We start from the raw sequence: 25,542 nt of genomic DNA on the forward strand, positions 1-25,542 counted from the left end.
TTTAGTCCTTCAGACCGCCTGCGGTGAGGCCGTGAACCAGATAGCGGCGCACCAGCAGCGTAAATGCCACGACCGGCAGCATCACCAACGTACCGCTGGCTGCTATTTTGCTCCACTCCCACCCCTCGTACTGGAGAAAATTAACGATTGCTACCGGTGCCGTGACGGCCTGAGTACGAGTCAGGATCAAGGCATAGAAGAAATCGTTCCACGAAAAAATAAAACACAGAATGGCGGTTGCCGCTAAGCCTGGCGCCACAAGTGGTAGCGTTATGGTCCAGAACGTTCGCCATATAGAACAGCCATCAAGCCAGGCCGCCTCTTCTAAAGCGCCAGGGACGGCTGCAAAAAAGGTCTGCATCAGCCAGATAACAATCGCCAAATTAAAGGTGAGATAGACAATCGCCAGCCCGATGACGGTGTCCTGCAAACCTAACCAGCGCCAGGCGAGATAAAACGGGATGGTGAATGCGATGGGCGGTGCCATACGGGTCACCAGAATCCAGAGTGCCACGTATCTGCGCCCGGGGAATTGCCAGCGGGTTAATACCCACGCCGCAGGAACGCCGATGACCAGCGAAAGCCCCGTTGACAGCGTACTCACCAGCAGACTGTTACCGAACGAGTGGAGAAAATTCCCCTGCCAGAGTGCGCGAAAGGCATCAAGCGTCGGGGTAAACCACAGCGTGAGATCAAACACCTCGATGGCCGGGCGAAAGGCCATCACCACCATCCACAGGAAAGGGGAAAGCACGGCCAACAGCAATAGCCAGGTCGCAACTTCCCGACTGCCTCGCAGACGAAATGGCTTTCTGCGTCTGGCGTTGCCAGACACCTGTTCAAGCGCTAGCTTTTCGCTCATCGCTCCACCCCGCTTTGCCAATGATATAGCTCAGTACAAATACCCCGACCAGAATCACCACGGCGATCGCGCTGCCATAGCCCCAGTAGGAGAAATTAAACGCCTGAATGAAGCCGTAATAGTTGGTGACTTCAGTGACCGTGCCCGGCCCGCCATCGGTCAAAATGTAAATCAGCGGGAAGGCTTTAAAGCTGTCGATAAGCCGGAAGAGGGCGCAGACCACCAACACCGGTTTAATGTAGGGCAACACGATATAGCGGAACATATTGCGCGCACTCGCGCCGTCCAGACTGGCGGCTTCTAGCGGGTCGCGGGGGATCATCTGCAAAGCCGCCAGCACCATTAACATGGTAAACGGGAACCACTGCCAGATATCCGCCACCGCAATCGCCCATAAAGCGGTCGCTGGATTGGCAATCAGCGAATTGAGGGTGATTCCCCATAGCTCTAAGACTTGATGCAGCGGGCTAATATCCGGCGTGTAAATGATTTTCCAGATAAGCGCCACGATAATCGGTGGGAGCACCATGGGAATCAAAAATAATGTCCTGGCAGTATGCAACCACGCAGAGGTGCCATTTAATAGCAACGCTAAACCCAGCCCAATAATCACCTGGAATAACACGCTGACTAACGATAATTTTATTTGCGTAATAATAGAATTCAGAAATCGTGGATCCTCGAGAAGTTGCCGGTAATTAATTAGCGGATCGCTAAAATTAAATGTTTCCTGGGGATTAGTCAGACTTAACGGTGTCAGGCTGGTAATGACTAATGCCATCGCCGGTAATAACGTAATCACCACCAGCAAAATAATCGACGGCATTAACCCAGCCAGCCAGGCGTTGCGCTGTTGGCTACGCCAGTTGGTTTTACCCTTCATCAAGGCTCCTTAGATTTTCGCACCCGAGCGTCTGAGATCGGCAATCGACGCGGTTTGAGCCTGCTGCATAGCTTGTTTAGCCGAAAGCTGACCCGAAATTATCAACGCGATAGCCTTATTGAGCTGCTGGTCAACCTGAGGGTAAACATCCACGGTGCGGTATTTCATGTAGCCACCCTGAGCTGCACGCTCAATGGCGCTGAGCGAAAGCTGAGCCAAATCGACACCGTTGATAATTTGCTTACTGCGATAGGCCTGAGAATCAATATCGCTCCGGCGTGTTGGCGAACCATACCCCGCCTGAACCGCACGTTGCGTGGTTTGCTTAGAAAGCGCCCACTGAATAAATGCCCACGCGGCTTCTTTATTTTTCGAACCGGCAGGGATGCCCAGAGCGTGTACCGCCATTCCCGGGAAGCGCCCCGCAGGCCCTTGTACCAGTTGGCCGAAATTCACGGTTTTTAATGTCCGTGAAGACGTCGGGTCGCCAAGCTGTGCAAGGTAGGCCTGGCTTGAGTCGGAGAAATTAACGCGTCCTAATTTGAGTGCCTGAGTCGATTGATCGGCGGTGTAAGTCAGGCCACCGTTAGGGCCAAACTCGCGGATAAGTCGTGCAAAATAGTCCGCCGCGGCAATAGCCTCTGGGGTATCAAGCGTTGGGAACAGGTCGTCAGGTGGATTGCGAAAAACGTTGCCGCCAAACGCTTGCAGATAAGGAATGAACGTCCAGCCGTAATGGCTATCGGTCACATAAGCCGACACACGTTCCTTTTTATTGACGGCCTGGAAAACCTTAACCAGATCGTCGGTGGTGTCAGGATATTTGAGCCCGGCTTGTGTCACTAAATCAAAGCGCGAGGCGCCTGATAGCATCCCTTCAAGTACCCACGGAATGCCGTAAAGTTTGCCATCCCGCCCGGTTTCCGGCCCCAGGCCGCCGGCCAGGAAGTCGTGCACATCCCACTCGGTACTGGTCAGGTTTGGGTTGGCGATAAATTCATCCAGTGGCGTTAACCAGCCGGAGTTTATCCAGCGGCTGGTGTAGATAAAGGTCACGTTGACCACGTCGTAGGCGGAACCTTTGGTGGACAACTCGAGATCCGCTCGCTGGTTATAAACCGGAAACGCAGGTGTATCGAAGTTCACTTTCGCCCCGGTCAACGCTTCAAATTCCGGTAGCCACTGGCGCAGTAAAGTGGGGTAGGCGGTGCTAAACGTCGAGACATTCAGCGTCACGCCATCATACTTTTTGGCACCATTAGCGCCGCGTGCAAAAGACGGTACCATCGCATAAACCCCGAAGGCCGCCATCGCTTTCAATAAATCCCGACGTTGCATCATTCTCTTCCTTTTTATTGCGCGGCTTAGGCCACTTCGCTGACGGGGGATTGTGCGTCCGGGCGGCTCAAGGTGCGGCTACGGCTGCCATCAACGGCAACGGCAGCATCACCCTCAATGGTGACTCGGCGTACGAGGCGCGGTTGCGTACCGTAATCATTAACCGCGTAATGCTGGGTGGCGCGGTTATCCCAAATCACCACGTCATCTTGCTGCCACTGCCAGCGCACGGTGTTTTCCAGTTGGATGACACGGTTTTGCAGCAGCTCAAACAGGCGTGCCGATTCACGGCTACTAAATCCAGATAAACGTTTGAAGAAATGCCCGAGCAGCAGTGCCTTTTCTCCACTGACCGGATGCACATGGACAACCGGATGCTCTGCCTCATAAACCGCAGAAACAAAGACTTTACGATGATGATCCAGGCGCTGCTGTTCAGCCACAATACGGTCTGCGCCATAGTCATAATCATTGCTGTGCACCGCTCGCAGGCTTTCGGCAAAGCGTTTTAACTCTTCCGGCAGGTTTTCATAAGCCGTCGCGGTATTTGCCCAAACGGTATCGCCGCCGTATTCAGGAATTTTCACTCCACGCAAAATAGAAATTTTTGGGAAAGCCTCAACGAAGGTGACATCGGTATGCCAGGAATCCGCTCTGCCGCCGCCTTTAGACGCGTCCAGTTCGAAGAGTTTAGTGCCGGTCGGTGCCGGAACGGTAGGGTGGGCGACCACTTTGCCAAATCGTGCACCAAATGCCTGGTGAGATTCGTCATTTAATTGTGTCTGCTTACGGAAAAAGAGAACTTTATATTTCACCAGTGCGGCTTCTATTTGTGAAAATATATTTTCATCGATGTCAGGCGTTATTTTGAAGTCAACAATCTCAGCGCCAATATTTCCGGAAACACGGCGAATAGTCAGGTTTTTAAATTCAACGTCAGGATGTGAAGAATGAATTGTCATAGTAGCGGACCATTAATGGTGAAGTGAGTCCGCAGTATAAAAATTACAAACTGATAACTTAAATAACCATTATGCATAACTTAAAAATTTGGTGGTGGCAAAGCTTAGTTAATTTACGTATATAGGCAGAAGGGGGCATTATTGGCGGGAAATAAAAATGGCTCCCGGTTAGGGGAGCCATTAAAGATTTTACTCAGTTGCGATTACTTAACCGCCATACCGGCTTGCGCACCGCTATCCGGGCTTAACAGGAAGATATCTTTCCCGCCAGGACCTGCCGCCATCACCATCCCTTCTGAGATGCCGAAGCGCATTTTACGCGGAGCCAGGTTTGCCACCATAATGGTCAAACGGCCTTCAAGTGCTGCCGGGTCCGGGTAAGCAGAACGAATGCCGGAGAACACGTTGCGTTTCTCACCGCCAAGATCCAGCGTCAGGCGCAGTAGCTTGTCAGAACCTTCAACAAATTCCGCTTTCTCAATCAGCGCCACGCGCAGATCCACTTTCGCAAAATCATCAAAGGCGATGGTTTCAGCAATCGGGTCGTCAGCCAGTGGGCCAGTGACCGGAGCGGCAGCGGCTTTCACTTCTTCCTTCGATGCTTCAACCAGCGATTCAACCTGTTTCATTTCAATGCGGTTATACAGCGCTTTGAAATTATTCACTTTGTGATTCAGCAGCGGCTGCTGGATAGCATCCCAGCTCAGTTCCGTATTCAGGAACGCTTCAGCACGTTCAGAAAGCGTTGGGATAACCGGTTTCAGCCAGGTCATCAGCACGCGGAACAGGTTAATACCCATGGTGCAGATGGCTTGCAGGTCAGCATCGCGGCCTTCAAGCTTTGCCACCACCCACGGCGCTTGTTCGTCAACGTAGCGGTTTGCCACGTCTGCCAGCGCCATAATTTCACGCACGGCTTTACCAAATTCGCGGCTTTCCCACGCTTCGCCAATAGTTTGCGCCGCATCGGTAAAGGTTTTGTACAGTGCCGGGTCAGCGATTTCAGCAGACAGCTGGCCGTCGAAACGCTTGGCAATAAAGCCTGCGTTACGGGACGCCAGGTTCACCACTTTATTCACGATGTCGCTGTTCACGCGCTGCACGAAATCTTCCAGATTCAGGTCGATATCGTCGATACGTGAAGAGAGTTTCGCGGTGTAGTAATAACGCAGGCTGTCGGCATCGAAATGGTTCAACCAGGTGCTGGCTTTAATGAACGTGCCGCGAGATTTGGACATCTTCGCGCCGTTCACCGTCACGTAGCCGTGAACGAACAGGTTGGTTGGCTTGCGGAAACCGCTGCCTTCCAACATCGCAGGCCAGAACAGGCTGTGGAAATACACGATGTCTTTACCGATGAAGTGGTACAGCTCGGTCGTAGAATCTTGCTTCCAGTATTCGTCAAAGCTTTCGGTATCGCCGCGTTTGTCGCACAGGTTTTTGAATGAACCCATGTAACCGATTGGCGCGTCCAGCCAGACGTAGAAATATTTGCCCGGTGCATCAGGAATTTCGAAGCCGAAGTACGGCGCATCGCGGGAAATATCCCACTGTTGCAGGCCAGACTCGAACCACTCCTGCATTTTGTTCGCCACTTGCTCTTGCAGCGCGCCAGAACGAGTCCAGGCTTGCAGCATTTCGCTAAATGATGGCAAATCAAAGAAGAAGTGCTCGGAATCACGCATCACAGGCGTTGCGCCGGAAACCACGGATTGCGGGTTAATCAGCTCGGTTGGGCTGTATGTTGCGCCACACACTTCGCAGTTATCGCCGTATTGGTCCGGGGCTTTACATTTCGGGCAGGTGCCTTTAACGAAACGGTCAGGCAGGAACATGCCTTTTTCCGGGTCGAAAAGTTGAGAAATGGTACGGTTTTTAATGAAACCGTTCTCTTTCAGACGGCCATAAATCAGCGACGCCAGCTCGCGGTTTTCGTCGCTGTGCGTGGAATGATAGTTATCATAGCTGATGTTAAAGCCAGCAAAATCAGTCTGATGCTCCTGACTCATTTCGGCAATCATCTGTTCTGGGGTAATCCCTAATTGCTGTGCTTTCAGCATGATAGGAGTACCGTGTGCATCGTCTGCGCAGATGAAGTTGACCATGTTTCCGCGCATTCGTTGGTAACGGACCCAGACGTCAGCCTGGATGTGCTCCAGCATGTGACCAAGGTGGATTGAGCCGTTAGCGTACGGGAGTGCGCACGTTACCAATAATTTTTTCGCGGTATGAGCCATAGTAGAAATTGCATCTTCTAAAGAGAAAAGGGCCTTAGATGTTAACTGAGAGCCGCCTTGCGGTAAACCACACAAGGTGAACAAGGAAATTTTATCGCGCCTGGTGGCTTCTGGTATGCTTAACAAACTGCAATGTCCGACAATAAAAACATAAGGAGCCGGGATGAATTCGCAATCCCCGTCAAGTCGTTCCCCCGAGCAGCTACGCGCTATGGTCGCCGGGACGCTGGCTAATTTTCAACACCCAACGCTTAAACATAATCTGACCGCGCTTAAAGCGCTGCATCACGTCGCTATGCTGGATGACACGCTGCATGTCGAACTGCTTATGCCGTTTGTCTGGCGCAGCGCGTTTGAAGAACTGCAAGAACAGTGCAGCTCAGATTTATTGCGTATTACCGGCGCGAAAGCGGTGGACTGGAAACTGAGCCACAACATCGCCACGCTAAAACGTGTGAAAAATCACCCCGGCATTAGCGGCGTGAAAAACATTATTGCGGTGAGTTCAGGCAAAGGCGGTGTGGGGAAATCCAGCACGGCGGTCAACCTGGCGTTGGCGCTGATTGCCGAAGGGGCAAAGGTCGGGATTCTGGATGCGGATATTTACGGCCCGTCGATCCCAACCATGCTGGGCGCGGAACACGAGCGCCCAACGTCGCCTGATGGCACGCACATGACGCCAATCGTAGCGCACGGCCTGGCAACAAACTCCATTGGTTATCTGGTAACGGATGAAAACGCGATGGTGTGGCGTGGCCCGATGGCCAGCAAAGCGCTGATGCAAATGCTGCAAGAAACCATGTGGCCAGATCTCGATTATCTGGTACTGGATATGCCGCCGGGAACGGGTGATATCCAACTGACGCTGGCGCAGAACATTCCGGTAACGGGGGCAGTTGTTGTCACCACGCCACAAGATATCGCGCTGATCGATGCCCGCAAAGGTATCGTCATGTTTGAGAAAGTCGATGTGCCAGTATTGGGTATCGTTGAAAACATGAGCATGCACATTTGCAGCAATTGCGGGCACCAGGAACCGATTTTCGGCACCGGCGGCGCGCAAAAACTGGCGGATCAATACCACACCAAACTGCTGGGTCAGATGCCGCTGCACATTACGCTGCGTGAAGATCTCGATGCCGGTAAACCGACGGTGATTAGCCGCCCGGAAAGCGAGTTTACGGCGATATATCGCCAGTTGGCGGGGAGCGTTGCAGCCCAGCTTTACTGGGGCGGGGAAGTGATCCCTGCGGATATCGCGTTCAGAGCGGTGTAATTTAAAATCACCCTCATCCCAACCTTCTCCCTGAGGGAGAAGGAGCACACCATACCCCTCTCCCGTGGGAGAGGGGTATGGTGAGGGCAAATCACCCCGTATAACGCATCAAATAATACTCGCCGTCCGCGCTATCCCCGGTTGATTCAATTTTCCAGCCGTGTCGCAGGTAAAATTCCAACGCATTCTCGTTCTTCACCAGACACTTCAACGTGCCGCTAGCGGTAAATTCAGCCTGGACCCTTTTTAGCAACTCCAGCCCGACTCGTTTTCCCTGGTGTTTTTGAGCGACATATAAACTATGCAAAAAATTATCGGCGATCACGACCGAAGCAAAGCCCAACAGTTCGCCGCTCTCTTGCGCAACCCAAATTTGTTCATCTTGCGTAGTGCTATCAAAATCTTCTGGCTGCCAGGCGCTGCTGTCCAGCCACGGCCAGGCGCTCAGGCGAACCTGCAAATATAAGGTCTGTAAATCGAGACGATCGTTCTCGGTAAAAGGGCGAATAAGCAAATTGATGCGCTCCATGTTCTGAATATTGCGATTATTGAGGGCAAATCAAAAATTATTGAAACCCTTCAAAGAAAGTTAAAGCATGTCAGTGTATGTTACGCGTCCATTAATACTCACTGGCGCTGATGATGTACGAATTTAACCTGGTATTACTGCTGCTTCAGCAGATGTGCGTCTACCTGGTTATCGCCTGGTTGATGAGTAAAACGCGGCTGTTTATCCCGCTGATGCAGGTCACAGTACGTTTACCACACAAATTACTTTGCTACGTCACGTTTTCCATCTTCTGCATTATGGGCACCTATTTTGGCCTGCATATCGACGACTCCATCGCTAACACGCGAGCGATTGGTGCGGTGATGGGTGGGTTGCTCGGCGGCCCGTTAGTGGGCGGACTGGTGGGCTTAACCGGAGGCTTGCACCGTTATTCGATGGGTGGCATGACGGCATTGAGCTGCATGTTTTCAACCATCGTTGAAGGATTGCTGGGCGGGTTGCTACACCGTTTTCTGATTCGCCGTGGGCGTAGCGATTTGCTGTTTAACCCGCTGACCGCAGGCGGCATTACGTTGCTGGCTGAATTCTTCCAGATGGGCATCATTCTGCTGATTGCCCGCCCGTTTGCCGATGCGCTCAACCTGGTGAAAAGCATTGCCGCACCGATGATGGTGACTAACACCGTAGGTGCCGCGCTATTCATGCGTATCCTGCTCGATAAACGCGCGATGCTTGAGAAGTACACCTCGGCATTTTCGGCTACCGCGCTAAAAGTGGCGGCCTCGACCGAAGGGATTTTGCGCCAGGGCTTTAACCAGGAAAACAGCATGAAAGTGGCGCAGGTGCTGCATCAGGAGCTGGATATCGGCGCGGTAGCCATCACCGATAATGAAAAGCTGCTGGCCTTTACCGGCATCGGTGCTGACCATCATTTACCGGGCCGCCCCATCTCGTCGGATTACACCTGGCAGGCGATTGAACGCGGTGAAGTGGTGTACGCCGATGGCAACGAAATACCGTACCGCTGCTCGCTGCATCCCAACTGCAAATTAGGCTCGACGCTGGTGATCCCGTTGTATGGCGAAAATAGCCGCGTGATTGGCACCATCAAACTGTATGAAGCGAAAAACCGCTTGTTCAGTTCGATCAACCGCACGCTGGGCGAAGGTATTGCGCAACTGTTATCGGCACAGATTCTTGCCGGGCAGTACGAACGGCAAAAACAGATGCTCACGCAGTCCGAAATTAAGCTGTTGCATGCGCAGGTCAACCCGCATTTCTTGTTTAACGCGCTCAATACGCTGGTGGCAGTTATCCGCCGTGATAACGAACAGGCCTGCCAGTTGGTGCAATATCTCTCGACGTTTTTCCGTAAAAACCTTAAACGCCCGAGCGAAATTGTCACGCTGGCCGATGAAATCGAACACGTTAATGCGTATCTGCAAATCGAGCAGGCACGGTTTCAATCGCGTTTGCGCGTGCAGCTGAATGTCCCGCAGGCGTTGGCGCAGGTGCGTTTACCGGCATTCTCATTACAGCCGATAGTCGAAAACGCCATTAAGCATGGCACTTCACAACTGCTAGGCGTCGGTGAGATCACCATAAATGCCTGCCAGACAGGCGAGCATTTGCACTTGTCCGTAGAAGACAACGCCGGTCTATATCACGACAACCCCACGGCGAGCGGGCTGGGGATGAGTCTGGTCGACAAGCGCTTGCGTGCGCGTTATGGCGATGACTGCGGCATAAAAGTGGACTTCGAATCAGACCGATTTACCCGTATTACCCTACGTTTACCTCTGGAGGAAACCCCATGTTAAAAGTGCTGATTGTCGATGACGAGCCGCTGGCGCGTGAGAATCTGCGAGTCATGCTGCAAAACGAGACCGATCTGGAAGTTGTAGGGGAGTGCGGAAACGCGGTGGAAGCGATTGGCGCCGTGCATCGTTTGCGCCCGGACGTGGTGTTTCTTGATATCCAGATGCCGCGCATCAGCGGCCTGGAAATGGCAAGCATGCTGGACCCTGAACAGCTGCCCTGGATCGTGTTTCTCACCGCCTTTGACGAATACGCGGTGCAGGCATTTGAAGAACATGCGTTCGACTATTTGCTCAAGCCAATTGATAGCAAACGCCTTGAGAAAACCCTGCACCGCCTGCGCCACGAGCGAGGGGATCAGGACATCACGCTGCTCGCACCCAATCAGGAAGATCTCAAATTCATTCCATGTACCGGGCAGAGCCGCATTTATTTGCTGCAAATGGAAGAGGTGATGTTTGCCAGCAGTCGCATGAGCGGGGTTTACGTCACCAACGCGCAGGGGAGCGAAGGATTTACCGAACTCACCCTGCGAACGCTCGAAAGCCGCACGCCGCTGGTGCGCTGCCATCGGCAATACCTGGTTAACATGGCGCATCTTAAAGAGATCCGCTTCGAAGACGGCGGCCAGGCTGAATTAATGCTGCGCGACGGGAATTCTGTTCCGGTGAGTCGCCGCTATTTAAAAAGCCTGAAAGAGGCACTGGGGTTGAAAGCGGTCTAGTTTAAAACGAGTTAGTTTTATGTAGGGTATATGCGGTCATGCCGATATACTCCCCGCTTTCAAGATTTGGAACGAGAGAACCGCCACTATGATGAATAACGACGTATTACGCAGCGTGCGCTACATGCTGAATTTAGGCAATGACGACATGGTGAAAATTTTCGCCCTGACCGACACGGCCGTTACTGCGGAGCAAATTGTTACCTGGACCAAAAAAGAAGACGAAGAGAACTTCAAACTTTGCCCGGATATTCTGATGGCAAACTTCCTTAACGGTTTGATTTACTTCAAGCGCGGCAAAGACGAAAGCAAGCCTGCACCAAAAATTGAACGCAAGATGACTAATAACATCATCCTGAAAAAACTGCGTATTGCGTTTGATTTGAAAACTGACGATGTGCTGGAAATTTTAACCAGCCAGGAATTCCGCATCTCTATGCCAGAAATCACTGCGATGATGCGTGCCCCTGAAAACAAGAATTTCCGCGAATGTGGCGACCAGTTCCTGCGCTACTTCCTGCGTGGTTTAACTTCTCGCGTACACGTCGCGAAGAAGTAATATTTATCGCGGTGGATGGCGCTGACGCTTATCCACCGTACTGCTACGGCAACCCCTGTTTATCCCCGCGCTTCATTTTTACGCTTCACAATATCTGCCATCACCGCCAACGCAATTTCTGCGGGCGTTTTGCTGCCCAGCGGCAAGCCAATCGGCGCGTGAATGCGTTGTAACTCCTCCGGGCTTAACTCTGCCAGATTGTGTAATCGCTCCAGACGGCGGGCGCTGTTCTTCTGTGAACCCATCGCACCAATGTAAAACGCAGGCGTATTCACCGCTTCCATCATCGTTAAATCATCCATACGCGGATCGTGGGTGAGAGCGACAATCGCCGTATTGGCGTGGCAGGAATTTTGTTCGAGATAGTTCGCCGGGAATTGTTTAATTAACGTGATTTCAGACTTCAGCAGGGCGGCAAAGTTTTCCAGCGCGTCCGGGCGATTCTCGCAAACTAACACTTCAAACCCGAGTGAACTGGCAAAATCTGCGCAGTACAGCGCAACGCACGACAGCCCGGCAATCAGCAACCGTGGGGCGGCGGCAATATGCAACGTTACGTGTTGCCCGTTGCGCTCGACCTGGGTGATATCGGCAAAGTCAGTCACTTCCAGATGGCAGCAAGCTTCAGGAAGGGTCAGGCATTTTTGCAGGGCAAAATGGCCGCTCAACGCATCACCCATTTTCTCAAGGTAGGCAATATTCCCCGTGCTGGCCGGTAAATACTCGACCAGAATATCGAGCACTCCGCCGCAGGGCAGCGCAATACCCGGTTCCAGCCCGCCTTCGCCGTAGCGCACAATCTGGCTGGCTTGCTGATATTCACCTTGCGCAATACGCTGTAAAAAATCCTCTTCCACACAGCCACCGGAAAGCGAGCCGCAGAAGCGACCATCGGTGGTGGCTGCCATCAGCGCACCCGGTGAACGTGGTGAAGAACCGTAAGTATTCAGTACCGTACACAGCCAGACCGGCTGCCTGGCAAGCCAGTCACGCGCCTGGCGAATCACACTCATATCAAGATGCTGCATGATTATTCTCCTCTCCCTGGGCCAGGTGTGATGGAAGGTCGATATCGCGTTGCGAATCGCCATCTTCAATCTCGATAAAATGCACCGCTTCTGCACGCAGCAGCTCGCGCGCGCCGTTATCACCTGTCAGGCTACTCAGTTTGTCGTACCAGCAATGAGCGAAACCCACCGGGTGGCCGGGTTGCGCATTCACGCGAGGGCGAACCAGTTCGTGAAGCGTCAGCGCATCCGCAACCTGGACAAACATGGCGGGGGGAACAAAGGGCATATCGGCCAGATGAATCAGCCAGCCATTCCAGTGGGGGTTCGCGCTAACGCCTGCGGCAATAGATTCTCCCAGACCTGCGCTTTCGATAAGCGTGAAAGGGATTTGTTGCGCACGACACAGTTCCTGAATATGAATATTTTCCGGACGCGTCACGACGTGAACCGCAAGATCAGTTGCGCAGGCATGACGTAGCGTTTGCGCAAACACACTGCAATTGTTAAGCCGCGCATCGAGTTTATTGCCATTTCCACCCGCTTTCCTGAAGCGTTTAGCGAACCCGGCTGCGGTGATGATAATGCCCACATTCCTGCTCAAGACTGATTCCTCGGCACTTTTTGACACACTCGTCACGTAAATTTGTTGCGCAATAGTTTGCGCAACAATGTTTTTTTTATGAAAATGAGATGTTAATTCTTACATGCTTTAACGCAAATGCATATACTTATAATAACTACGGAAATGAATATCTGGTCTTCACAAACAGTTCAAAAAAAAGACAATTATAATTTAACGGGACGTTTTATGAGCAATTTTAATCCATCGCGGCGCCGCTTTATTAAAAGTGCCGTAGTCGCAGGAGTCGCAGTCTATCTTGCCCCTCTCTACAGCCGCGCATACGCCGCACTGTTTGAAGAGAAGATCCTCAATTCCCCTGAGTGGGATGCCAAAAATAAACGCATTCGTTTCCGCATTGATGGCCAATCGAAAGTCATGGGGCACAAAGTTTTTGCCCGTGATATTCGCGCTGTTGATATGCCGCACTGGTCGCAAAAACAGGCGCACGCCTTTATTTTGCGCACCACGAAAGCCGACCGTCTGTTTAGCGGCATCGACCTGACTTTATTGGGCGATGACCTGAAACCCGATCGCCTCGTTACCGCCGAAGATCTGGCACGCGACGGTCTGGCATTCCCGGCGTTTTACGGCGAAGACATGCTACTGCCGACGGGCAAAACGCCAGCGTATTTAGGCCAGGCCGTGGCGATTTTGATTTACCACGATTTTGCCCGTTTCCGCTTTGCCAAAGACAAACTGAAATTCAAAGATGAAGCCATTCAGTACGGTGCCGAAACTGGCCCGCTTGAGCGTGATCCGTGGGGCACTTTCCGTTTTGTGCGCGTTGGTGGCGCAACATCCCAGGATGATGACAAATTCTCCAGCCTGAAAGATATGCCGATTTTCCCGTTGTCGATGAGAAGACATTTGCCGGTCTGGCCGGAAGGGCGTGAAGGCGGCAAGCTGGATGAGGAAGGCATGTTCTACGCCGGAATGATTGCCGACGAGATGAAAAACCCGCCGCAAGACTGGCTGGTGATGCAACGCCGCTACACCACGCAATCTATCGACACTGCCGCCCTTGAGCCGGATAACGCCAACGGCTGGTTCGACACCACCACGCAGACCTTGCACATGGTGGTGCCGACGCAATCCCCGCAGGAAGTCGCTGACGAGATGCCGCGCATGCTGGCAAAAGGCACCACGCCGGTAAAACAGCTGATTCTGCATCCGTGTTACACCGTGGGTTATGGCTCCAAAGATCACTACAACTTCCCGTATTACGGGGCGGTGGCAGCGATGTATGGCGACGGGCACCCGGTGCGTCTGGCCAACGATCGCTACGAGCAGTTCCAGACCTCGATCAAACGCCACGCGTTCGACATGAATTACACCATCGCGGTGGACAAGAAAACCGGCATTCTGCAATCGTTCCTCGGCGATATGACCGCCAACGGTGGCGGGCGCAGCAACTTTACGCCATCGGTATCGATGGTGGGCGCGACTGCCGCGCAGTCTATTTATTACTTCCCGAAGAGCGATTTGTCGGCGGTGGGCGTGGCCTCTCGCGCCATCGACGCCGGTTCCGCTCGCGGCTACGGCACACTGCAAAGTATGGCCGCCACCGAAATGATGGTGGATGAAATCGCTGCGCAATTAGATATCGACCCGATTGAATTTCGCATGCGCAACGCGCTGAAATCCGGCATGAAAAACACCCAGGGTGCCATTCCTGCCGGGGCGATTCGCGTGGATGAAGTGCTGGCGAAAGCAGCGAAAAATGAAATCTGGCTCAAACGTGCGGAACGCAAAGCCGAATTTGAAATGAAAAACCCAGGTAAGCGCTACGGCGTGGGCTTTGGGTGCGTGCAAAAAGACTTTGGCACAGGGGCAGAAACCTCGTTTGCCCGTGTTGAAGTGAGTGCTGACGGGCGCATTTCCTTGCACCATAGCGGCGCGGAAATGGGCACGGGTATGTCAACTTCGCAATCCGTGCTGTGCGCGCAATGGCTGGGCAAACCTGCCGACGAAGCAAATTTCTCTGTGACAGACTGGTCAACATTGCCGATTGTCACCAGCGGCGACCCGTACATTATGTCCCAGGAAGAGCAGGACAAACTGGCGACGAACCCGGCGTGGTCGCCATCTTACTGTTCGCCATCGAGCGCCAGTAACTCAGCCTATTACTTCTCGCACAGCACGCGGGAAGCGGCACGTTTAGTGTTTGAACACGGCTTATGGCCTGCGGCGATGGCCATCTGGACCACCGGAATTGGTGGCGGCCAGGCGGCTCCATTAGTGGTGCGCATTGAAGACGCCCGCTGGGTGGAAGGCGGTTTAACTGCCGCCGGAATGGAAATTTTAAGCCTCGATCTACTGGCGAAAAAAGCGCATGAAATGGGGCTGATGACCGGTGCCGCGGTGCATGTCTTTAACCGCTGGCAGTGGGCGGAAGCTGATTTCAAATTGGGTGAGCAGAGCAGACGCCTGCCTATCGACGGCCTGTCGGTGCGCAACGGTAATGGCGAATTTACCACGCTCGCTCGCGAACACGTTTATTACCCGCCAACGCAGCGTAACAACGCGGCGGTGACATACTACAGCGCCGTCGGCACGCTGGCTGAAGTTGCGGTCAGTCTCGCAACCGGCGAAGTTGAACTGCTCAATCACCATTCAATTATGGAGTGTGGCAACTTGATCGTGCCGGAACTGGTTTCCGGGCAGTTGCAGGGCGGCCTGGCGATGGGTATTGGCCACGCGCTCCACGAATATTTACCTCTCTACGAAGACGGTCCCGGGAACGGAACATGGAACTTCAACCGTTACCACCTGCCGCGTGCCAGTGATGTTGCAGTCTGGAAACAGACTGGCGATATCCTCCCCGCGCTTTCGGAAACTGACCCGCCAAAAGGCATGGCTGAAGTCGTGATGATCCCGGTTGTTGCCGCGATTGTGAATGCGATTGCCGATGCCACCGGCCACCGTTTCCGTGATTTGCCCGTCCGTGCTGAACATATTCGTGAGGTATTACCATGAGCATCAAAACTAAACCAATGACCCTGACCATCAACAACAAACCGTACGGCCCGATTGACGTGCCGGAAGGGTTGATGATGATCGATTTCCTCCACGAATACGTTTATCTGACCGGTTCGCGCCTCGGCTGCGGGCAGGGCATTTGCCACGCCTGTGTGGCGATTGTCGATAACCCAAGCGGCACCAGCGAAGAAGTACGCACCTGTATCACTGGCGCGCATTTCTTTAACGGCAAAAAAGTCCGTACCGTAGAAGGCCACGCCAAAGTTGATGAGCAGGGCGAAGTCGTCGAACTCTCGCCGATTCAACAATCCTTCCTCGATCATTACAGTTTCCAGTGCGGCTACTGCACGCCAGGCTTTGTGAACGCCGCAACGATTTTTGTTGAGAAGCTGAAACGTGAACCGATTGCACGTGAAGACCTGGAAGGGGCGATTTCCCATGCGCTGGAAAACCATATCTGCCGCTGTACCGGTTATGTGCGTTACTACGAAGCGGTGCGCGATGTGGTGCTGAAAACGCCGGGGCTGTTGAAGGAGGCGGTGAAATGAAAAAACGTCTCGCGCTCATTGTGCTGGCGATAGTCGTCATTATTGTGGCGATATTGTACTGGCGGGAATACCGCACGTATGACGGGCCGGTGCAGAAAGTCACCGCCAGCAAAGAGCAAATCGAACGTGGGAGTTATCTGGCGAAAGCGGCTGACTGTGCGGCTTGCCACACGGCATCCGGCGGCGCACCGCTGGCGGGTGGCTATCCGCTGGAATCCCCTTATGGCACGATTTATGGCAGCAACCTGACGCCATCTGCTGATGACGGGATTGGCCGCTGGACAAAAGATGATTTCTACAAAGCGCTGACCGAGGGCGTTGGCCCAACCGGGCGTCATCTGTTCCCGGCGATGCCTTATACCTCGTACAAAAACATTTCGCGCCAGGATTCTGACGACATTTATGCTTATCTGATGACGCGTCCGGCGGTGGACGTTAAGACGCCGGATAACGAAATGGCCTTTCCGTTCAACCAGCGTATCGCGCTGATTGGCTGGAATATTTTGTTCCATGACAAAGATCCGCTTCCTGCGATTTCCACCGGTGATTCAGCCGACTGGCATCGCGGCCGTTATCTGGCAGATGTGCTGGGGCACTGTGGCGAATGCCATACCGAGCGCGGTTTGCTTGGCCAGATGAAACTCGATAAAGCCATGCAGGGCGGGGAGTTAGGACGCTTTATGGCACCGGATATTACGCCAAAAGCATTAGCACAGCGTGGCTGGACGCCGCAGGATGTGAGGCAATTCCTCACCACCGGCATTGCGCCACAGGGCAGTGCGTTTAGCGAAATGCACATGGTGGTGGACCTGAGCACGCAGCATCTGACGCCTGAAGATCAAAAAGCGATGGCGACGTACCTGATGGGTGAAGCGCCTCCGGCGGCGATCCCGGCGAAACTCGGCCAGGGAAATGAAGCCGGGCGCATGACCTATCTTGATCAGTGTGCCGGTTGCCACGCTCGTGAAGGCGAGGGTAAACCGCATGTTGCCGTTTCAATGCTCAATAACGCAACCCTACGCCAGCCCGATGCAAAAAACCTGATTGTTTCGGTGATGGACGGCCTGCCTGCGCAGAACTTCCCGAACGGGGAAAGCATGCAAAGTATGCCAGGCTTTGGGGAGCGCCTGAACGATGAGCAAATCGCTGAACTGGTGAATTACCTGCGTGTGACGTGGGGTGGTTTGCCAGGTGATGTGACGGCGGAGCAGGTGAAAGCGCTGCGGGTGGAGAAGTAAACTGGGGCGTTTGGCGTATATGCCTGAAGGGTGAATGTTCCGTTCACCCTTCCGTCATAGGAACCGCACACCAGGGTGAACGGAAAATCACCGCTCTACCTTAGACATCCCCCTCGGATGAACGAAAAACCACTCACGCCCCCTTTTTAACCGCTCACGCGCCAATATAACCGCTCACTAAAACTCCCGCTTATTGCACTCCCACCCTATGCCAGCATAGCGCTGAACTTTTTATCTATGGCTCTGGAGTGGGTTATGCAACACGCACTAACGTTTGTTATCGCGACCCTGTGTATTCTGGCTATCTGCTATCGCCTTTACGGGGTGTTTTTCGTCCGTAAAGTACTGAATGCTGATGACTCTGAAATCACACCGTCACATATTCTTGAGGACGGCAAAGACTACGTCCCGACTAAAAAATGGGTTAACTTCGGCAGCCATTTTGCTGCGATTGCCGCCGCTGGCCCGTTAGTTGGCCCGGTTCTGGCTGCACAGTATGGCTATCTGCCAAGTTTCTTATGGTTGCTGATTGGTTGTGTGGTAGGGGGGGCAGTGCACGACACCGTCGTGCTTTTTGCCTCGATGAAACACCGCGGTAAGTCGCTCTCAGAAGTGGCGAAAGCGGAACTTGGCCCGGTCGCAGGGTGGTGTACCGGTCTGGCAATGTTATTCATCATCACTATCACCATGGCAGGTTTGTCGATGGTGGTGGTTCACGCGCTGGAACGTAACCCGTGGGGTACGTTTGCGGTGTTCATGACGATTCCCGTGGCGATTTGCGTTGGCCTGTGGGAACGCTATACCGGCAGTATGCGCGGCGCGACCTGGGTTGGGATTATCGTTATCTTCGCCTGCGTCATTATCGGGCCGTACATTCAGGAATCGTCTTTCGGTGAATGGCTGAGTCTGCGCGCTTCAACGGTGAGCCTGGTGCTGCCATTCTATGCGTTCTTTGCTACCGCGCTGCCGGTGTGGATGCTGCTGACGCCGCGTGGGTATCTCTCAAGCTTTATGAAAATCGGCGTGTTTGGCGCGCTGGTCGTTGGCGTGGTGTTCATTAACCCGGAAATTCAATTCCCGGCGGTGACGCAGTTTATCCACGGTAATGGCCCGGTTCTGGCTGGCCCGGTCTGGCCGTTTATCTCTATTACCATCGCTTGCGGCGCGATTTCTGGTTTCCACGCGTTTATCGGCTCAGGCACTACACCAAAACAAATCGACAAATGGAACGACATTTTGCCGGTTGCTTTCGGTGCCATGTTGGCGGAATGCGTGGTTGGCGTGATGGCGCTGATTGCGGCAACCGCACTCCATCCAGCGGATTACTTTGCGATTAACTCAGCACCTGAAGTGTTTGCAGGTTTGGGTATGAACGTGGTGAATTTGCCACAGTTGAGCGAATCTATCGGCCTGGATTTATATGGTCGTACCGGCGGGGCGGTGACGCTTGCCGTCGGCATGGCTGATATTTTCACCCGTATTCCGTGGTTCAGCCATCTGGCTTCTTACTTCTTCCAGTTCGTGGTGATGTTTGAGGCGGTATTTATTCTGACGGCGGTGGACTCTGGGACGCGTGTTGCGCGTTATCTGCTGCAAGATTTCCTCGGCGACATCTGGGCACCGCTCAAACGCACTAACTGGATGCCAGGTGCGATTGGTTGCAGCATCGTGGCCTGTGTGTTGTGGGGCTACTTGCTGAACTCGGGTGATATCAACTCTGTGTGGGCATTGTTTGGTGTATCCAACCAGTTAATGGCTTCTATCGGCCTGATGATTGGCGCGACCATTATCCTGCGCATGTCGGAAAAACGCTGGTACGTGCTGACGTGTCTGGTGCCGCTGTCCTATTTGTATGTGACGGTAAACTACGCGGCATACTGGATGGTGAAAAACGTCTATTTCAACAGTGCGGCGAAAGGTTTCAACATCTTCAACGGTACGATTTCCATTGTCATGGTCGCACTGGGGCTGGTGATTATGGTGGCGTCGATTCAACGTTGGTTCGTGCTGTGGCGTGCTCGCGGGAATTCAGAGCCGATTGAATTGTTGTCTTGATAAGAGATTAAGCTCAGGAAAGTGGCCAGCAGGTCACTTTCCGCATTCTTTAATGAATTAATGAGCGTCAGGCTCAGCGGCAAAAACCGCTTTTGCCGCACTATCACTAAGAATCCTTTCGTCTGTTGCTATCACTAAGCCTGAAGTTCTGAAAGCCAGGCATGAGCACAGTTCGGCTAGTGTGCTAATTTCTACAGCAGAAAGCCCTCCTTGATTGATCTCCAACGCGTGAACCAATATCCCCGGCCGATTAAAGGGAAGATTAAAACGGGGCATTAGCGGTTTGCCTATTTTTTGTAGAAGCTGCGCTGCCACGATAAAATCACCCACCAACAAGCGCTCTGTACTGAAATTTGCGTTGCCGGTGGCTTGCTGCTGAATATCAATATTGCGTACAGTAATTTGATTTTTTCGAATTTGAATATAAATAAGAGCCATAATCTTCATCCCTGATAAATAGAAAATCGCTAATAACGCTTTGAGGCATTACAGTAGAGATGATAATTCGCTGAGTAAATGTCCGAAATCGTACAATGGAAGGAGATTAGTGAAATGAATGATTATTTAAAAATGGGAACAAAAAGCCGGTCCTCCGTGACCGGTTTTTTTACTGGCAGGCTTTCGCTTCTGCTTTGGTCAAGTCGCTACGGCTGCAATCCAGCGGGCGACCTGATACGCCTTTAGCGTCAATGGCGGCTTGTTGCGCAGAAACAATCACACCGTGAGCGCGATGTTTGCCCGTCCAGCTAACATCAGCTGTACCATCAGGAGTGGTAGAAATAGACAGCACAACGCCCTGACCAGTCGCTTCGTAGTAATTGTCGTTCACTTTTTTCAGCTTCATTTCTTTGCCGTTCAGGTAAACCGGACCGCCCTGGTCGATATGCACTTCGCCCGGCTGGCCTTTGCCGTTAAACAGCGGCAGCGCAGCGCTCGCAGAGAAGGCGACAAAACCCAGAACCATCACTAACGTTTTCAGCTTGCTCATCATTAACTCTCTTATCAGTATTTGTTCTCAACGTTCACGGTGGTGAATATGAGAAGTGGAATATTACCGGAGCGAGATAATGCTGCCGGACGCCGGTGCCTTTATTGATTTGTATCAAATTGCTGAATGGGTTTGATGGCGATTATTCTTAATAATGATGATTCACGCCACAACCCGTTTCAACGGGTTGTGGCGTCAGGTTTACTCTTGCGTCACGACTTTGCTGGCGGGCTGCTCGAGCACCATGGTCTGCGTCTGGCTCAGACTAACGCCCGCCGCACGCAGCATTTTGAGGATCTCATACAGCAAATCGCTGCGCGTGGAACTCACCATGCGCGGGCTGTTTACATAACCCGTCACACTCAGCACGATGCCCGTTGGCCCCAATTCTTTGAAGCTGACAGACGGTTTCGGGTTTTCCAGAATGGATTCATGCAGGTTATAGGCCTCAAGCAACAAATTGCGCACTTGCTCCGGGTCAATATCCAGCGGGAAGGTGAGGGCGATGGTTGCCACACCCTGGGCATTTCCCATGGTGGCATTACGCACGTTCTGCGAAATAAGCTGCGAGTTCGGTACAATTACCGTGGATTTGTCGCCTAACTGAATCTCGGTGGCGCGCACGTTGATGCGGCGAATATCACCCTCTACGCCGCTGATACTGACTAAATCGCCCACTTTCACCGGGCGCTCGGTTAACAGAATCAGGCCGGAGATAAAGTTCTTCACGATTTCCTGCAAACCAAAACCTATACCTACCGATAAGGCGCTCACAATCCAGGCCAGTTTGTTCCACTCAATGCCGAGCATTGAGAGCGTGAGCATGATAATCAGCACGTAACCGACGTTGGTAAACAGCGTCACCAGCGATGCGCGCAGACCGCGATCCATATTGGTTTTTGGCAGGAAATCGTTATCCAGCCAGCGGCGTGTGGATCGCAGCACGTACCAGCCGATCACCAGACACAGCACCGCATTTAACGCATGCGCCGGGATAATATTCATCCCTTCGAGGCCTTTTCCGCCCCACATATCGGCGATTTTTGTGAGCAACTCCATCGGCGTCGTGGTGCCAAAGGTGCCATTCAGTAGCGCCACGGCGGCCATCACTAGCAGCGACGTTTTCCCTAATGCGGAAAACAGCGTCGCCGCGAGTGACAGGTGGCGGTCGTTGAGACTCAGCGTACTTTTGAGGATTTTCCCGCTCTGGGTAGAAGGCGAGAAGACCGCTTCACACAGGTCAACCACGAAATGAATCAGCAGATACAGGCTGGAAACCACCAGGCCAATCCACAGCAATTCAAAGGTGACGAAGCGTGCCAGCGGGATGTAACCAATCAGCAGAGCCAGCAGGATAACGAACGCGGTGAGGCTGATGACGAGGTGAATTAAGCCTGCCACCGTTGAGCGGGCTTCGGTTTGCTCGCCGTCGGCGCGCATTTTGCGGCGTATGCGATTGACGCGAATCGGTGCGACCAGGCAATTGAGCGCCACCAGTAACGCGGAAAGGCCATTACCAAATAGTGTGGCGGCAATGCTCGCGCCGACCAGAGCATTCAGCTGTTCAATAATGCCGAAGATAAAGATAAAAGTGGCCAGCAAAATCGGGAACGAAGAGAGCGTTTTCGCCAGCGGATCGGCAATACCCGGCAGACGCCAGGAAGGGTGGCTGTTTGATAACAGCGCAATCCCCAGCCCGGCGATCACCGCAGAAAAATAGGTTAGCTCAACTAGCTGCTCGGCGAATTCGTTGATCCACGCAGAAGTATCAGGCAAACGTGTGAAGATATAACACAGCAGTTGCATGCTGATACCCAGCGTCAGCATGGTGCTTAACGTGGTGAAACAGGCCAGGAAGCTGCGACGAAAACGCCCTTGCGGCAGCCAGCGGGGTAAAACCCAGTTCATTGGGCTATCCAGGCCTCTGCGGCCAAACAGCCCGATTCCCAGCGCTAACAGCAAATAGATGCCGGTGCCCAGGCGCCATTCCTCGCTCCAGGCTTGATCCCAGGCCTCGCTAACTTGTGTGCCAAAATCGCCAAACCGAGCGGCGTCTTTATCGCTGGGGTCTATGACTGGCGACCAGAATTTCTCGCCGAGAATACTGCCGGTGTTGAGTGCAATTTGGGTTTTCAGCGCGTCGCGGCGCAGGCCGGAGATTTGTGACGAAAGGTTTTGCGCACCCACGGAAATCGCTTTGGTTTGCTCAATTTGGGTGGTGAGCAAGGTCTTGCTGCTGTTGAGCTGCTTGCGTTGGCTGACCACCTGCGGCGTTTCGGCAAGCGTACCCGGTGCGGGTGGTGGCCCCAGAACATCAAGCTGCGCCTGGATTTGAGTTAACTGCGGAGCCAGCGCTACGGCGAGTTTATCGGCCTCGCTTGCCAGTTTTTGCGAATCGTCGTTAAGGCTGGTGAATTGTTTGTCCGTTTTTGCGGTTGAGACTCGCTGTTTTAGCGCATCAAGGCGCTTTTGCAATGCAGGCAGCGCGGTGCTGGCATTGACTTTAGCAGGCTCTTCAGTGGCAGTTTGTCCTGTGGAATCATCCGCATGAGATAAGAAAGGAGTCAATATCAGGCAGGACAGGAATGCCAACAGTAACGGCATTTTGAACATTTTTTGCATCATCAGGATCGATCCAGTGAATCAATAAATTAACGGCTTAAAAACAATTTACTAAGAATATCTTGTATTGGTGTAAATGGGTAGTTCCGGGAGGCTATTTTAGCCGTTTTCCTCCGCTATTTCTTAGGGCTTTATAAGACTTACCTTAGAGATAATAAAGGTTTGGTACATGTTATTAAATGTGTATTTAACTTAAATTACCCAGCGTCGAAGAGATGGTGTTTTAAATTTCGATTTAAATATCACTGATGACGATAAATAAACATCCCCACAAGGATTGCGGGGAGGGAATAGGCTATCTATAGCCCGAATTATTTAACCGGAATAATGAAGGATGCATTATTCGAACAGGGTATTTTAATAATTAAAGGAATCTCCATGAAATTCAGCAAAATTGCATCCTCATTGGTTGCCGGGATTGCATTAGTCAGCGGTGCGGCTCAGGCCGATGCGGTGAGTGTTAATGGCGGCACCGTCCACTTTAAAGGTGAACTGGTGAATGCAGCATGTGCGGTAAGCACTCAGTCTTCCGATCAAACGGTGAAATTGGGCCAATACCGTACTGCGGCATTTACTAAAGTGGGCGATACCTCCGCTCAGATCCCATTCACTATCGTTCTTAACGACTGTGACACCACTGTGTCAACCCTGGCATCCGTGGCTTTCTCCGGCCAGACCGACGGAACTGACCCTACGCTGCTCGCCATCAACTCCGGTGATAACAGCACTACGGCAGGCGGCGTTGGTATTCAAATTCTGGACAACAAATCAAAAGTGCTGACCCCGGATGGCTCCACATTCTCCACCGCGCAGACCCTGATTGATGGCACCAACACCCTGCCATTCACCGCGCGTTATAAAGCAACTGCCGCCACTGCAACAGCAGGCCAGGCCAATGCTGACGCGACTTTCGTGATGAAATACGAATAATAAGTCTGAACAAGGATGACGACAGCCTCAGGGATGGGGCTGATGCAATGCAACTCTTTGGAAGGCGACAATGATAAGGATAATCCTGTTGTTCCTGCTATTCGTAACCAGCGTGTCGGTGCAGGCAAACCGCGTTGTGGTGGTCGACGGCGGGAAGGTAAAAATGCAGGGTTCACTGGTGAACGGAGGCTGCTCTGTGGCATCGGAAAGCCAGGATTTGACCGTGCAAATGGGACAATACAAAAGCTCCTTCTTTAAAGAGGTGGGTAACTACGCGCCTGTCAGTATTCCCTTTGCGATACATCTGACCGATTGCGATACCGAAATCTCTGATTTAGTGGGGATCTCCTTTCAGGGCGTCACGCCTGAGCAAGACCCGCAGGTATTTCTGGCCTCGACCCGTATTGGTGAGATTGATTCCAGCTCGGGAATTGGTCTGGCGTTATTTGATAGTGAGCAAAAGCTCATTATTCCTAATGCCGCACCAGGATATTTTGTGTCAATTAAAGAGCAAGAAACGACGCTGCATTTTACCGCTCGCTATCGTTCGGTGACACAACAAATGACGCCCGGAAATATCCATTCCGATGTCTGGTTTACGCTCATTTATCCCTGAATCATAGAATTTAATAATAGTCATAATGATGGTGCCGTGTGATGAATAATTTATTTAAACAAGGCTCGGCCGCAATGCTGTGCCTGTTAATTTTTTGCTTTAACGTACAAGCCGCGGGTGGTATTGCGCTGGGCGCGACACGCGTTATTTATCCTGCTGATGCTAAACAAACTTCGCTCTCGATTAATAATAGCGACAACAAAGAGCGCTACCTTGTGAATTCGTGGGTCGAAAATAACCTGGGCGTCAAAGATAAGACGTTTATCGTGACGCCTCCGCTTTTTGTCAGTGAACCCTCAAGCGAAAACACGCTGCGTATCATTTACGCAGGCCCGCCATTGCCCGCTGACCGCGAGTCCGTTTTCTGGATGAATGTGAAAGCCATTCCGTCAGTCGACAAAAGTAATCTCGAAGGCAGCAACGTGCTGCAACTGGCGATCCTGTCACGCATCAAACTGTTTGTGCGCCCTAAAAACCTGCAAATGCAGCCAGAAGAGGCGGTAAAACAGCTGCGCTTTAGCCGCAGCGGCGAACACCTGCGTGTTCACAATCCCTCTCCTTATTACATCAGCACGGTCAATCTGAAAGTCGGCAACGAGAAACTGGCCAATACCATGGTCGCGCCAAAAAGCGTGTCGCAGGTGATTATTCCCGCAGGCATAAAAGGCGCTATCTCGTTCCAGACGGTGAATGACTACGGTGCGGTCACGCCTGTGCAAGCAGGCGTAATGCTGTAATGCAGGTAATCTGCACAATAAGGATAC

22 protein-coding genes are annotated in these 25,542 nt (G+C 52.6%); 11 read left to right on the forward strand and 11 right to left on the reverse strand.

Features of this window, described 5'->3' with window-relative positions:
* Position 1: 1 nt before the first annotated feature.
* The 5 genes from DY231_RS07435 to metG all read right to left on the reverse strand — a co-directional run bounded on the left by DY231_RS07435 (position 2) and on the right by metG (position 6,282).
* Positions 2 to 862 (reverse strand): carbohydrate ABC transporter permease, encoded by an 861-nt coding sequence (locus DY231_RS07435; protein ID WP_115627820.1) that lies wholly within the window; start codon positions 860 to 862, stop codon positions 2 to 4.
* On the reverse strand, positions 840 to 1,745 hold the full coding sequence (locus DY231_RS07440; protein WP_115627821.1) for a carbohydrate ABC transporter permease: 906 nt from the start codon (positions 1,743 to 1,745) through the stop codon (positions 840 to 842). The genes DY231_RS07435 and DY231_RS07440 overlap by 23 nt, the downstream gene beginning before the upstream one ends.
* Before the next feature lie 9 nt (positions 1,746 to 1,754).
* Positions 1,755 to 3,086 carry an ABC transporter substrate-binding protein gene (locus DY231_RS07445; RefSeq protein WP_115627822.1) on the reverse strand — a complete coding sequence of 444 codons (1,332 nt, stop codon included), beginning with the start codon at positions 3,084 to 3,086 and terminating at the stop codon, positions 1,755 to 1,757.
* Between the two features lie 23 nt (positions 3,087 to 3,109).
* Positions 3,110 to 4,045: a TauD/TfdA dioxygenase family protein gene (locus DY231_RS07450; RefSeq protein ID WP_115627823.1), complete on the reverse strand. Its 936-nt coding sequence runs from the start codon at positions 4,043 to 4,045 to the stop codon at positions 3,110 to 3,112.
* A gap of 203 nt (positions 4,046 to 4,248) precedes the next feature.
* The gene (gene metG / locus DY231_RS07455) at positions 4,249 to 6,282 is read right to left on the reverse strand and encodes a methionine--tRNA ligase (protein ID WP_115627824.1); all 2,034 of its coding nucleotides are present in this window, start codon (positions 6,280 to 6,282) and stop codon (positions 4,249 to 4,251) included.
* Positions 6,283 to 6,445: 163 nt separating this feature from the next.
* Between metG and apbC the strand changes: the two genes are divergently transcribed.
* On the forward strand, positions 6,446 to 7,558 hold the full coding sequence (gene apbC / locus DY231_RS07460; protein WP_115627825.1) for an iron-sulfur cluster carrier protein ApbC: 1,113 nt from the start codon (positions 6,446 to 6,448) through the stop codon (positions 7,556 to 7,558).
* A gap of 91 nt (positions 7,559 to 7,649) precedes the next feature.
* Here apbC and DY231_RS07465 read toward each other — a convergent pair whose 3' ends face one another.
* On the reverse strand, positions 7,650 to 8,072 hold the full coding sequence (locus DY231_RS07465; RefSeq protein WP_370511286.1) for a GNAT family N-acetyltransferase: 423 nt from the start codon (positions 8,070 to 8,072) through the stop codon (positions 7,650 to 7,652).
* Positions 8,073 to 8,200: 128 nt separating this feature from the next.
* Between DY231_RS07465 and DY231_RS07470 the strand changes: the two genes are divergently transcribed.
* From DY231_RS07470 to DY231_RS07480, 3 genes are all read left to right on the forward strand, one after another.
* On the forward strand, positions 8,201 to 9,889 hold the full coding sequence (locus DY231_RS07470; protein ID WP_115627827.1) for a sensor histidine kinase: 1,689 nt from the start codon (positions 8,201 to 8,203) through the stop codon (positions 9,887 to 9,889).
* On the forward strand, positions 9,883 to 10,611 hold the full coding sequence (gene btsR / locus DY231_RS07475; RefSeq protein ID WP_115627828.1) for a two-component system response regulator BtsR: 729 nt from the start codon (positions 9,883 to 9,885) through the stop codon (positions 10,609 to 10,611). The genes DY231_RS07470 and btsR overlap by 7 nt, the downstream gene beginning before the upstream one ends.
* 88 nt (positions 10,612 to 10,699) lie before the next feature.
* Positions 10,700 to 11,170, forward strand: coding sequence for a YehS family protein (locus DY231_RS07480; RefSeq protein ID WP_034496898.1), 471 nt, complete (start codon positions 10,700 to 10,702; stop codon positions 11,168 to 11,170).
* Between the two features lie 59 nt (positions 11,171 to 11,229).
* Here the strand turns inward: DY231_RS07480 and DY231_RS07485 are convergent, their stop codons facing one another.
* Entirely contained in the window at positions 11,230 to 12,198 is a 969-nt protein-coding gene (locus tag DY231_RS07485) for an XdhC family protein (protein WP_115627829.1), read from the reverse strand.
* Positions 12,185 to 12,781 (reverse strand): nucleotidyltransferase family protein, encoded by a 597-nt coding sequence (locus DY231_RS07490; RefSeq protein ID WP_256682648.1) that lies wholly within the window; start codon positions 12,779 to 12,781, stop codon positions 12,185 to 12,187. Before DY231_RS07490 ends, DY231_RS07485 begins: the two co-directional genes overlap by 14 nt.
* Positions 12,782 to 12,988: 207 nt before the next feature.
* On the opposite strand from DY231_RS07490, the gene DY231_RS07495 reads away from it, so the two are divergent.
* The 4 genes from DY231_RS07495 (at position 12,989) to DY231_RS07510 (ending at position 19,622) form a co-directional block, all read left to right on the forward strand.
* Entirely contained in the window at positions 12,989 to 15,778 is a 2,790-nt protein-coding gene (locus DY231_RS07495; protein ID WP_115631787.1) for a xanthine dehydrogenase family protein molybdopterin-binding subunit, read from the forward strand.
* Positions 15,775 to 16,329 (forward strand): (2Fe-2S)-binding protein, encoded by a 555-nt coding sequence (locus tag DY231_RS07500; protein ID WP_115627831.1) that lies wholly within the window; start codon positions 15,775 to 15,777, stop codon positions 16,327 to 16,329. The genes DY231_RS07495 and DY231_RS07500 overlap by 4 nt, the downstream gene beginning before the upstream one ends.
* Positions 16,326 to 17,567 carry a cytochrome c gene (locus DY231_RS07505; protein ID WP_115627832.1) on the forward strand — a complete coding sequence of 414 codons (1,242 nt, stop codon included), beginning with the start codon at positions 16,326 to 16,328 and terminating at the stop codon, positions 17,565 to 17,567. Before DY231_RS07500 ends, DY231_RS07505 begins: the two co-directional genes overlap by 4 nt.
* Positions 17,568 to 17,822: 255 nt before the next feature.
* Positions 17,823 to 19,622: a carbon starvation CstA family protein gene (locus DY231_RS07510; RefSeq protein WP_034496884.1), complete on the forward strand. Its 1,800-nt coding sequence runs from the start codon at positions 17,823 to 17,825 to the stop codon at positions 19,620 to 19,622.
* 57 nt (positions 19,623 to 19,679) lie between these two features.
* Here DY231_RS07510 and DY231_RS07515 read toward each other — a convergent pair whose 3' ends face one another.
* The 3 genes from DY231_RS07515 to DY231_RS07525 all read right to left on the reverse strand — a co-directional run bounded on the left by DY231_RS07515 (position 19,680) and on the right by DY231_RS07525 (position 23,232).
* Positions 19,680 to 20,060, reverse strand: coding sequence for a hypothetical protein (locus DY231_RS07515; protein WP_115627834.1), 381 nt, complete (start codon positions 20,058 to 20,060; stop codon positions 19,680 to 19,682).
* A gap of 169 nt (positions 20,061 to 20,229) precedes the next feature.
* Entirely contained in the window at positions 20,230 to 20,610 is a 381-nt protein-coding gene (locus DY231_RS07520) for a hypothetical protein (protein ID WP_218568332.1), read from the reverse strand.
* A 201-nt stretch (positions 20,611 to 20,811) separates the two neighbouring features.
* Positions 20,812 to 23,232 carry a DUF3772 domain-containing protein gene (locus tag DY231_RS07525; RefSeq protein WP_115631788.1) on the reverse strand — a complete coding sequence of 807 codons (2,421 nt, stop codon included), beginning with the start codon at positions 23,230 to 23,232 and terminating at the stop codon, positions 20,812 to 20,814.
* Between the two features lie 378 nt (positions 23,233 to 23,610).
* Between DY231_RS07525 and fimA the strand changes: the two genes are divergently transcribed.
* The 3 genes from fimA to fimC all read left to right on the forward strand — a co-directional run bounded on the left by fimA (position 23,611) and on the right by fimC (position 25,515).
* Positions 23,611 to 24,162 carry a type 1 fimbrial major subunit FimA gene (gene fimA / locus DY231_RS07530; RefSeq protein ID WP_115627835.1) on the forward strand — a complete coding sequence of 184 codons (552 nt, stop codon included), beginning with the start codon at positions 23,611 to 23,613 and terminating at the stop codon, positions 24,160 to 24,162.
* Positions 24,163 to 24,232: 70 nt separating this feature from the next.
* Entirely contained in the window at positions 24,233 to 24,778 is a 546-nt protein-coding gene (gene fimI, locus DY231_RS07535) for a type 1 fimbrial protein subunit FimI (RefSeq protein WP_115627836.1), read from the forward strand.
* Positions 24,779 to 24,819: 41 nt separating this feature from the next.
* Positions 24,820 to 25,515 carry a type 1 fimbria chaperone FimC gene (gene fimC, locus DY231_RS07540; RefSeq protein WP_115627837.1) on the forward strand — a complete coding sequence of 232 codons (696 nt, stop codon included), beginning with the start codon at positions 24,820 to 24,822 and terminating at the stop codon, positions 25,513 to 25,515.
* Positions 25,516 to 25,542: the final 27 nt, after the last annotated feature.

It is taken from the genome of Buttiauxella agrestis (genome assembly GCF_900446255.1).
Lineage (GTDB): Bacteria > Pseudomonadota > Gammaproteobacteria > Enterobacterales > Enterobacteriaceae > Buttiauxella > Buttiauxella agrestis.

Bases quoted from the DNA above. Each gene is read 5' to 3' on its own strand.
- DY231_RS07450 (WP_115627823.1), bottom strand. From the start codon at position 4,045: ATGACAATTCATTCTTCACATCCTGACGTTGAATTTAAAAACCTGACT.
- btsR (WP_115627828.1), top strand. From the start codon at position 9,883: ATGTTAAAAGTGCTGATTGTCGATGACGAGCCGCTGGCGCGTGAGAAT.
- DY231_RS07510 (WP_034496884.1), top strand. From the start codon at position 17,823: ATGCAACACGCACTAACGTTTGTTATCGCGACCCTGTGTATTCTGGCT.
- DY231_RS07520 (WP_218568332.1), bottom strand. From the start codon at position 20,610: ATGAGCAAGCTGAAAACGTTAGTGATGGTTCTGGGTTTTGTCGCCTTC.
- DY231_RS07525 (WP_115631788.1), bottom strand. From the start codon at position 23,232: ATGCAAAAAATGTTCAAAATGCCGTTACTGTTGGCATTCCTGTCCTGC.
- DY231_RS07515 (WP_115627834.1), bottom strand. From the start codon at position 20,060: ATGGCTCTTATTTATATTCAAATTCGAAAAAATCAAATTACTGTACGC.
- DY231_RS07470 (WP_115627827.1), top strand. From the start codon at position 8,201: ATGTACGAATTTAACCTGGTATTACTGCTGCTTCAGCAGATGTGCGTC.
- DY231_RS07440 (WP_115627821.1), bottom strand. From the start codon at position 1,745: ATGAAGGGTAAAACCAACTGGCGTAGCCAACAGCGCAACGCCTGGCTG.
- DY231_RS07445 (WP_115627822.1), bottom strand. From the start codon at position 3,086: ATGATGCAACGTCGGGATTTATTGAAAGCGATGGCGGCCTTCGGGGTT.
- fimA (WP_115627835.1), top strand. From the start codon at position 23,611: ATGAAATTCAGCAAAATTGCATCCTCATTGGTTGCCGGGATTGCATTA.
- metG (WP_115627824.1), bottom strand. From the start codon at position 6,282: ATGGCTCATACCGCGAAAAAATTATTGGTAACGTGCGCACTCCCGTAC.
- DY231_RS07505 (WP_115627832.1), top strand. From the start codon at position 16,326: ATGAAAAAACGTCTCGCGCTCATTGTGCTGGCGATAGTCGTCATTATT.
- apbC (WP_115627825.1), top strand. From the start codon at position 6,446: ATGAATTCGCAATCCCCGTCAAGTCGTTCCCCCGAGCAGCTACGCGCT.
- DY231_RS07500 (WP_115627831.1), top strand. From the start codon at position 15,775: ATGAGCATCAAAACTAAACCAATGACCCTGACCATCAACAACAAACCG.
- DY231_RS07485 (WP_115627829.1), bottom strand. From the start codon at position 12,198: ATGCAGCATCTTGATATGAGTGTGATTCGCCAGGCGCGTGACTGGCTT.
- DY231_RS07495 (WP_115631787.1), top strand. From the start codon at position 12,989: ATGAGCAATTTTAATCCATCGCGGCGCCGCTTTATTAAAAGTGCCGTA.
- fimI (WP_115627836.1), top strand. From the start codon at position 24,233: ATGATAAGGATAATCCTGTTGTTCCTGCTATTCGTAACCAGCGTGTCG.
- fimC (WP_115627837.1), top strand. From the start codon at position 24,820: ATGAATAATTTATTTAAACAAGGCTCGGCCGCAATGCTGTGCCTGTTA.
- DY231_RS07435 (WP_115627820.1), bottom strand. From the start codon at position 862: ATGAGCGAAAAGCTAGCGCTTGAACAGGTGTCTGGCAACGCCAGACGC.
- DY231_RS07480 (WP_034496898.1), top strand. From the start codon at position 10,700: ATGATGAATAACGACGTATTACGCAGCGTGCGCTACATGCTGAATTTA.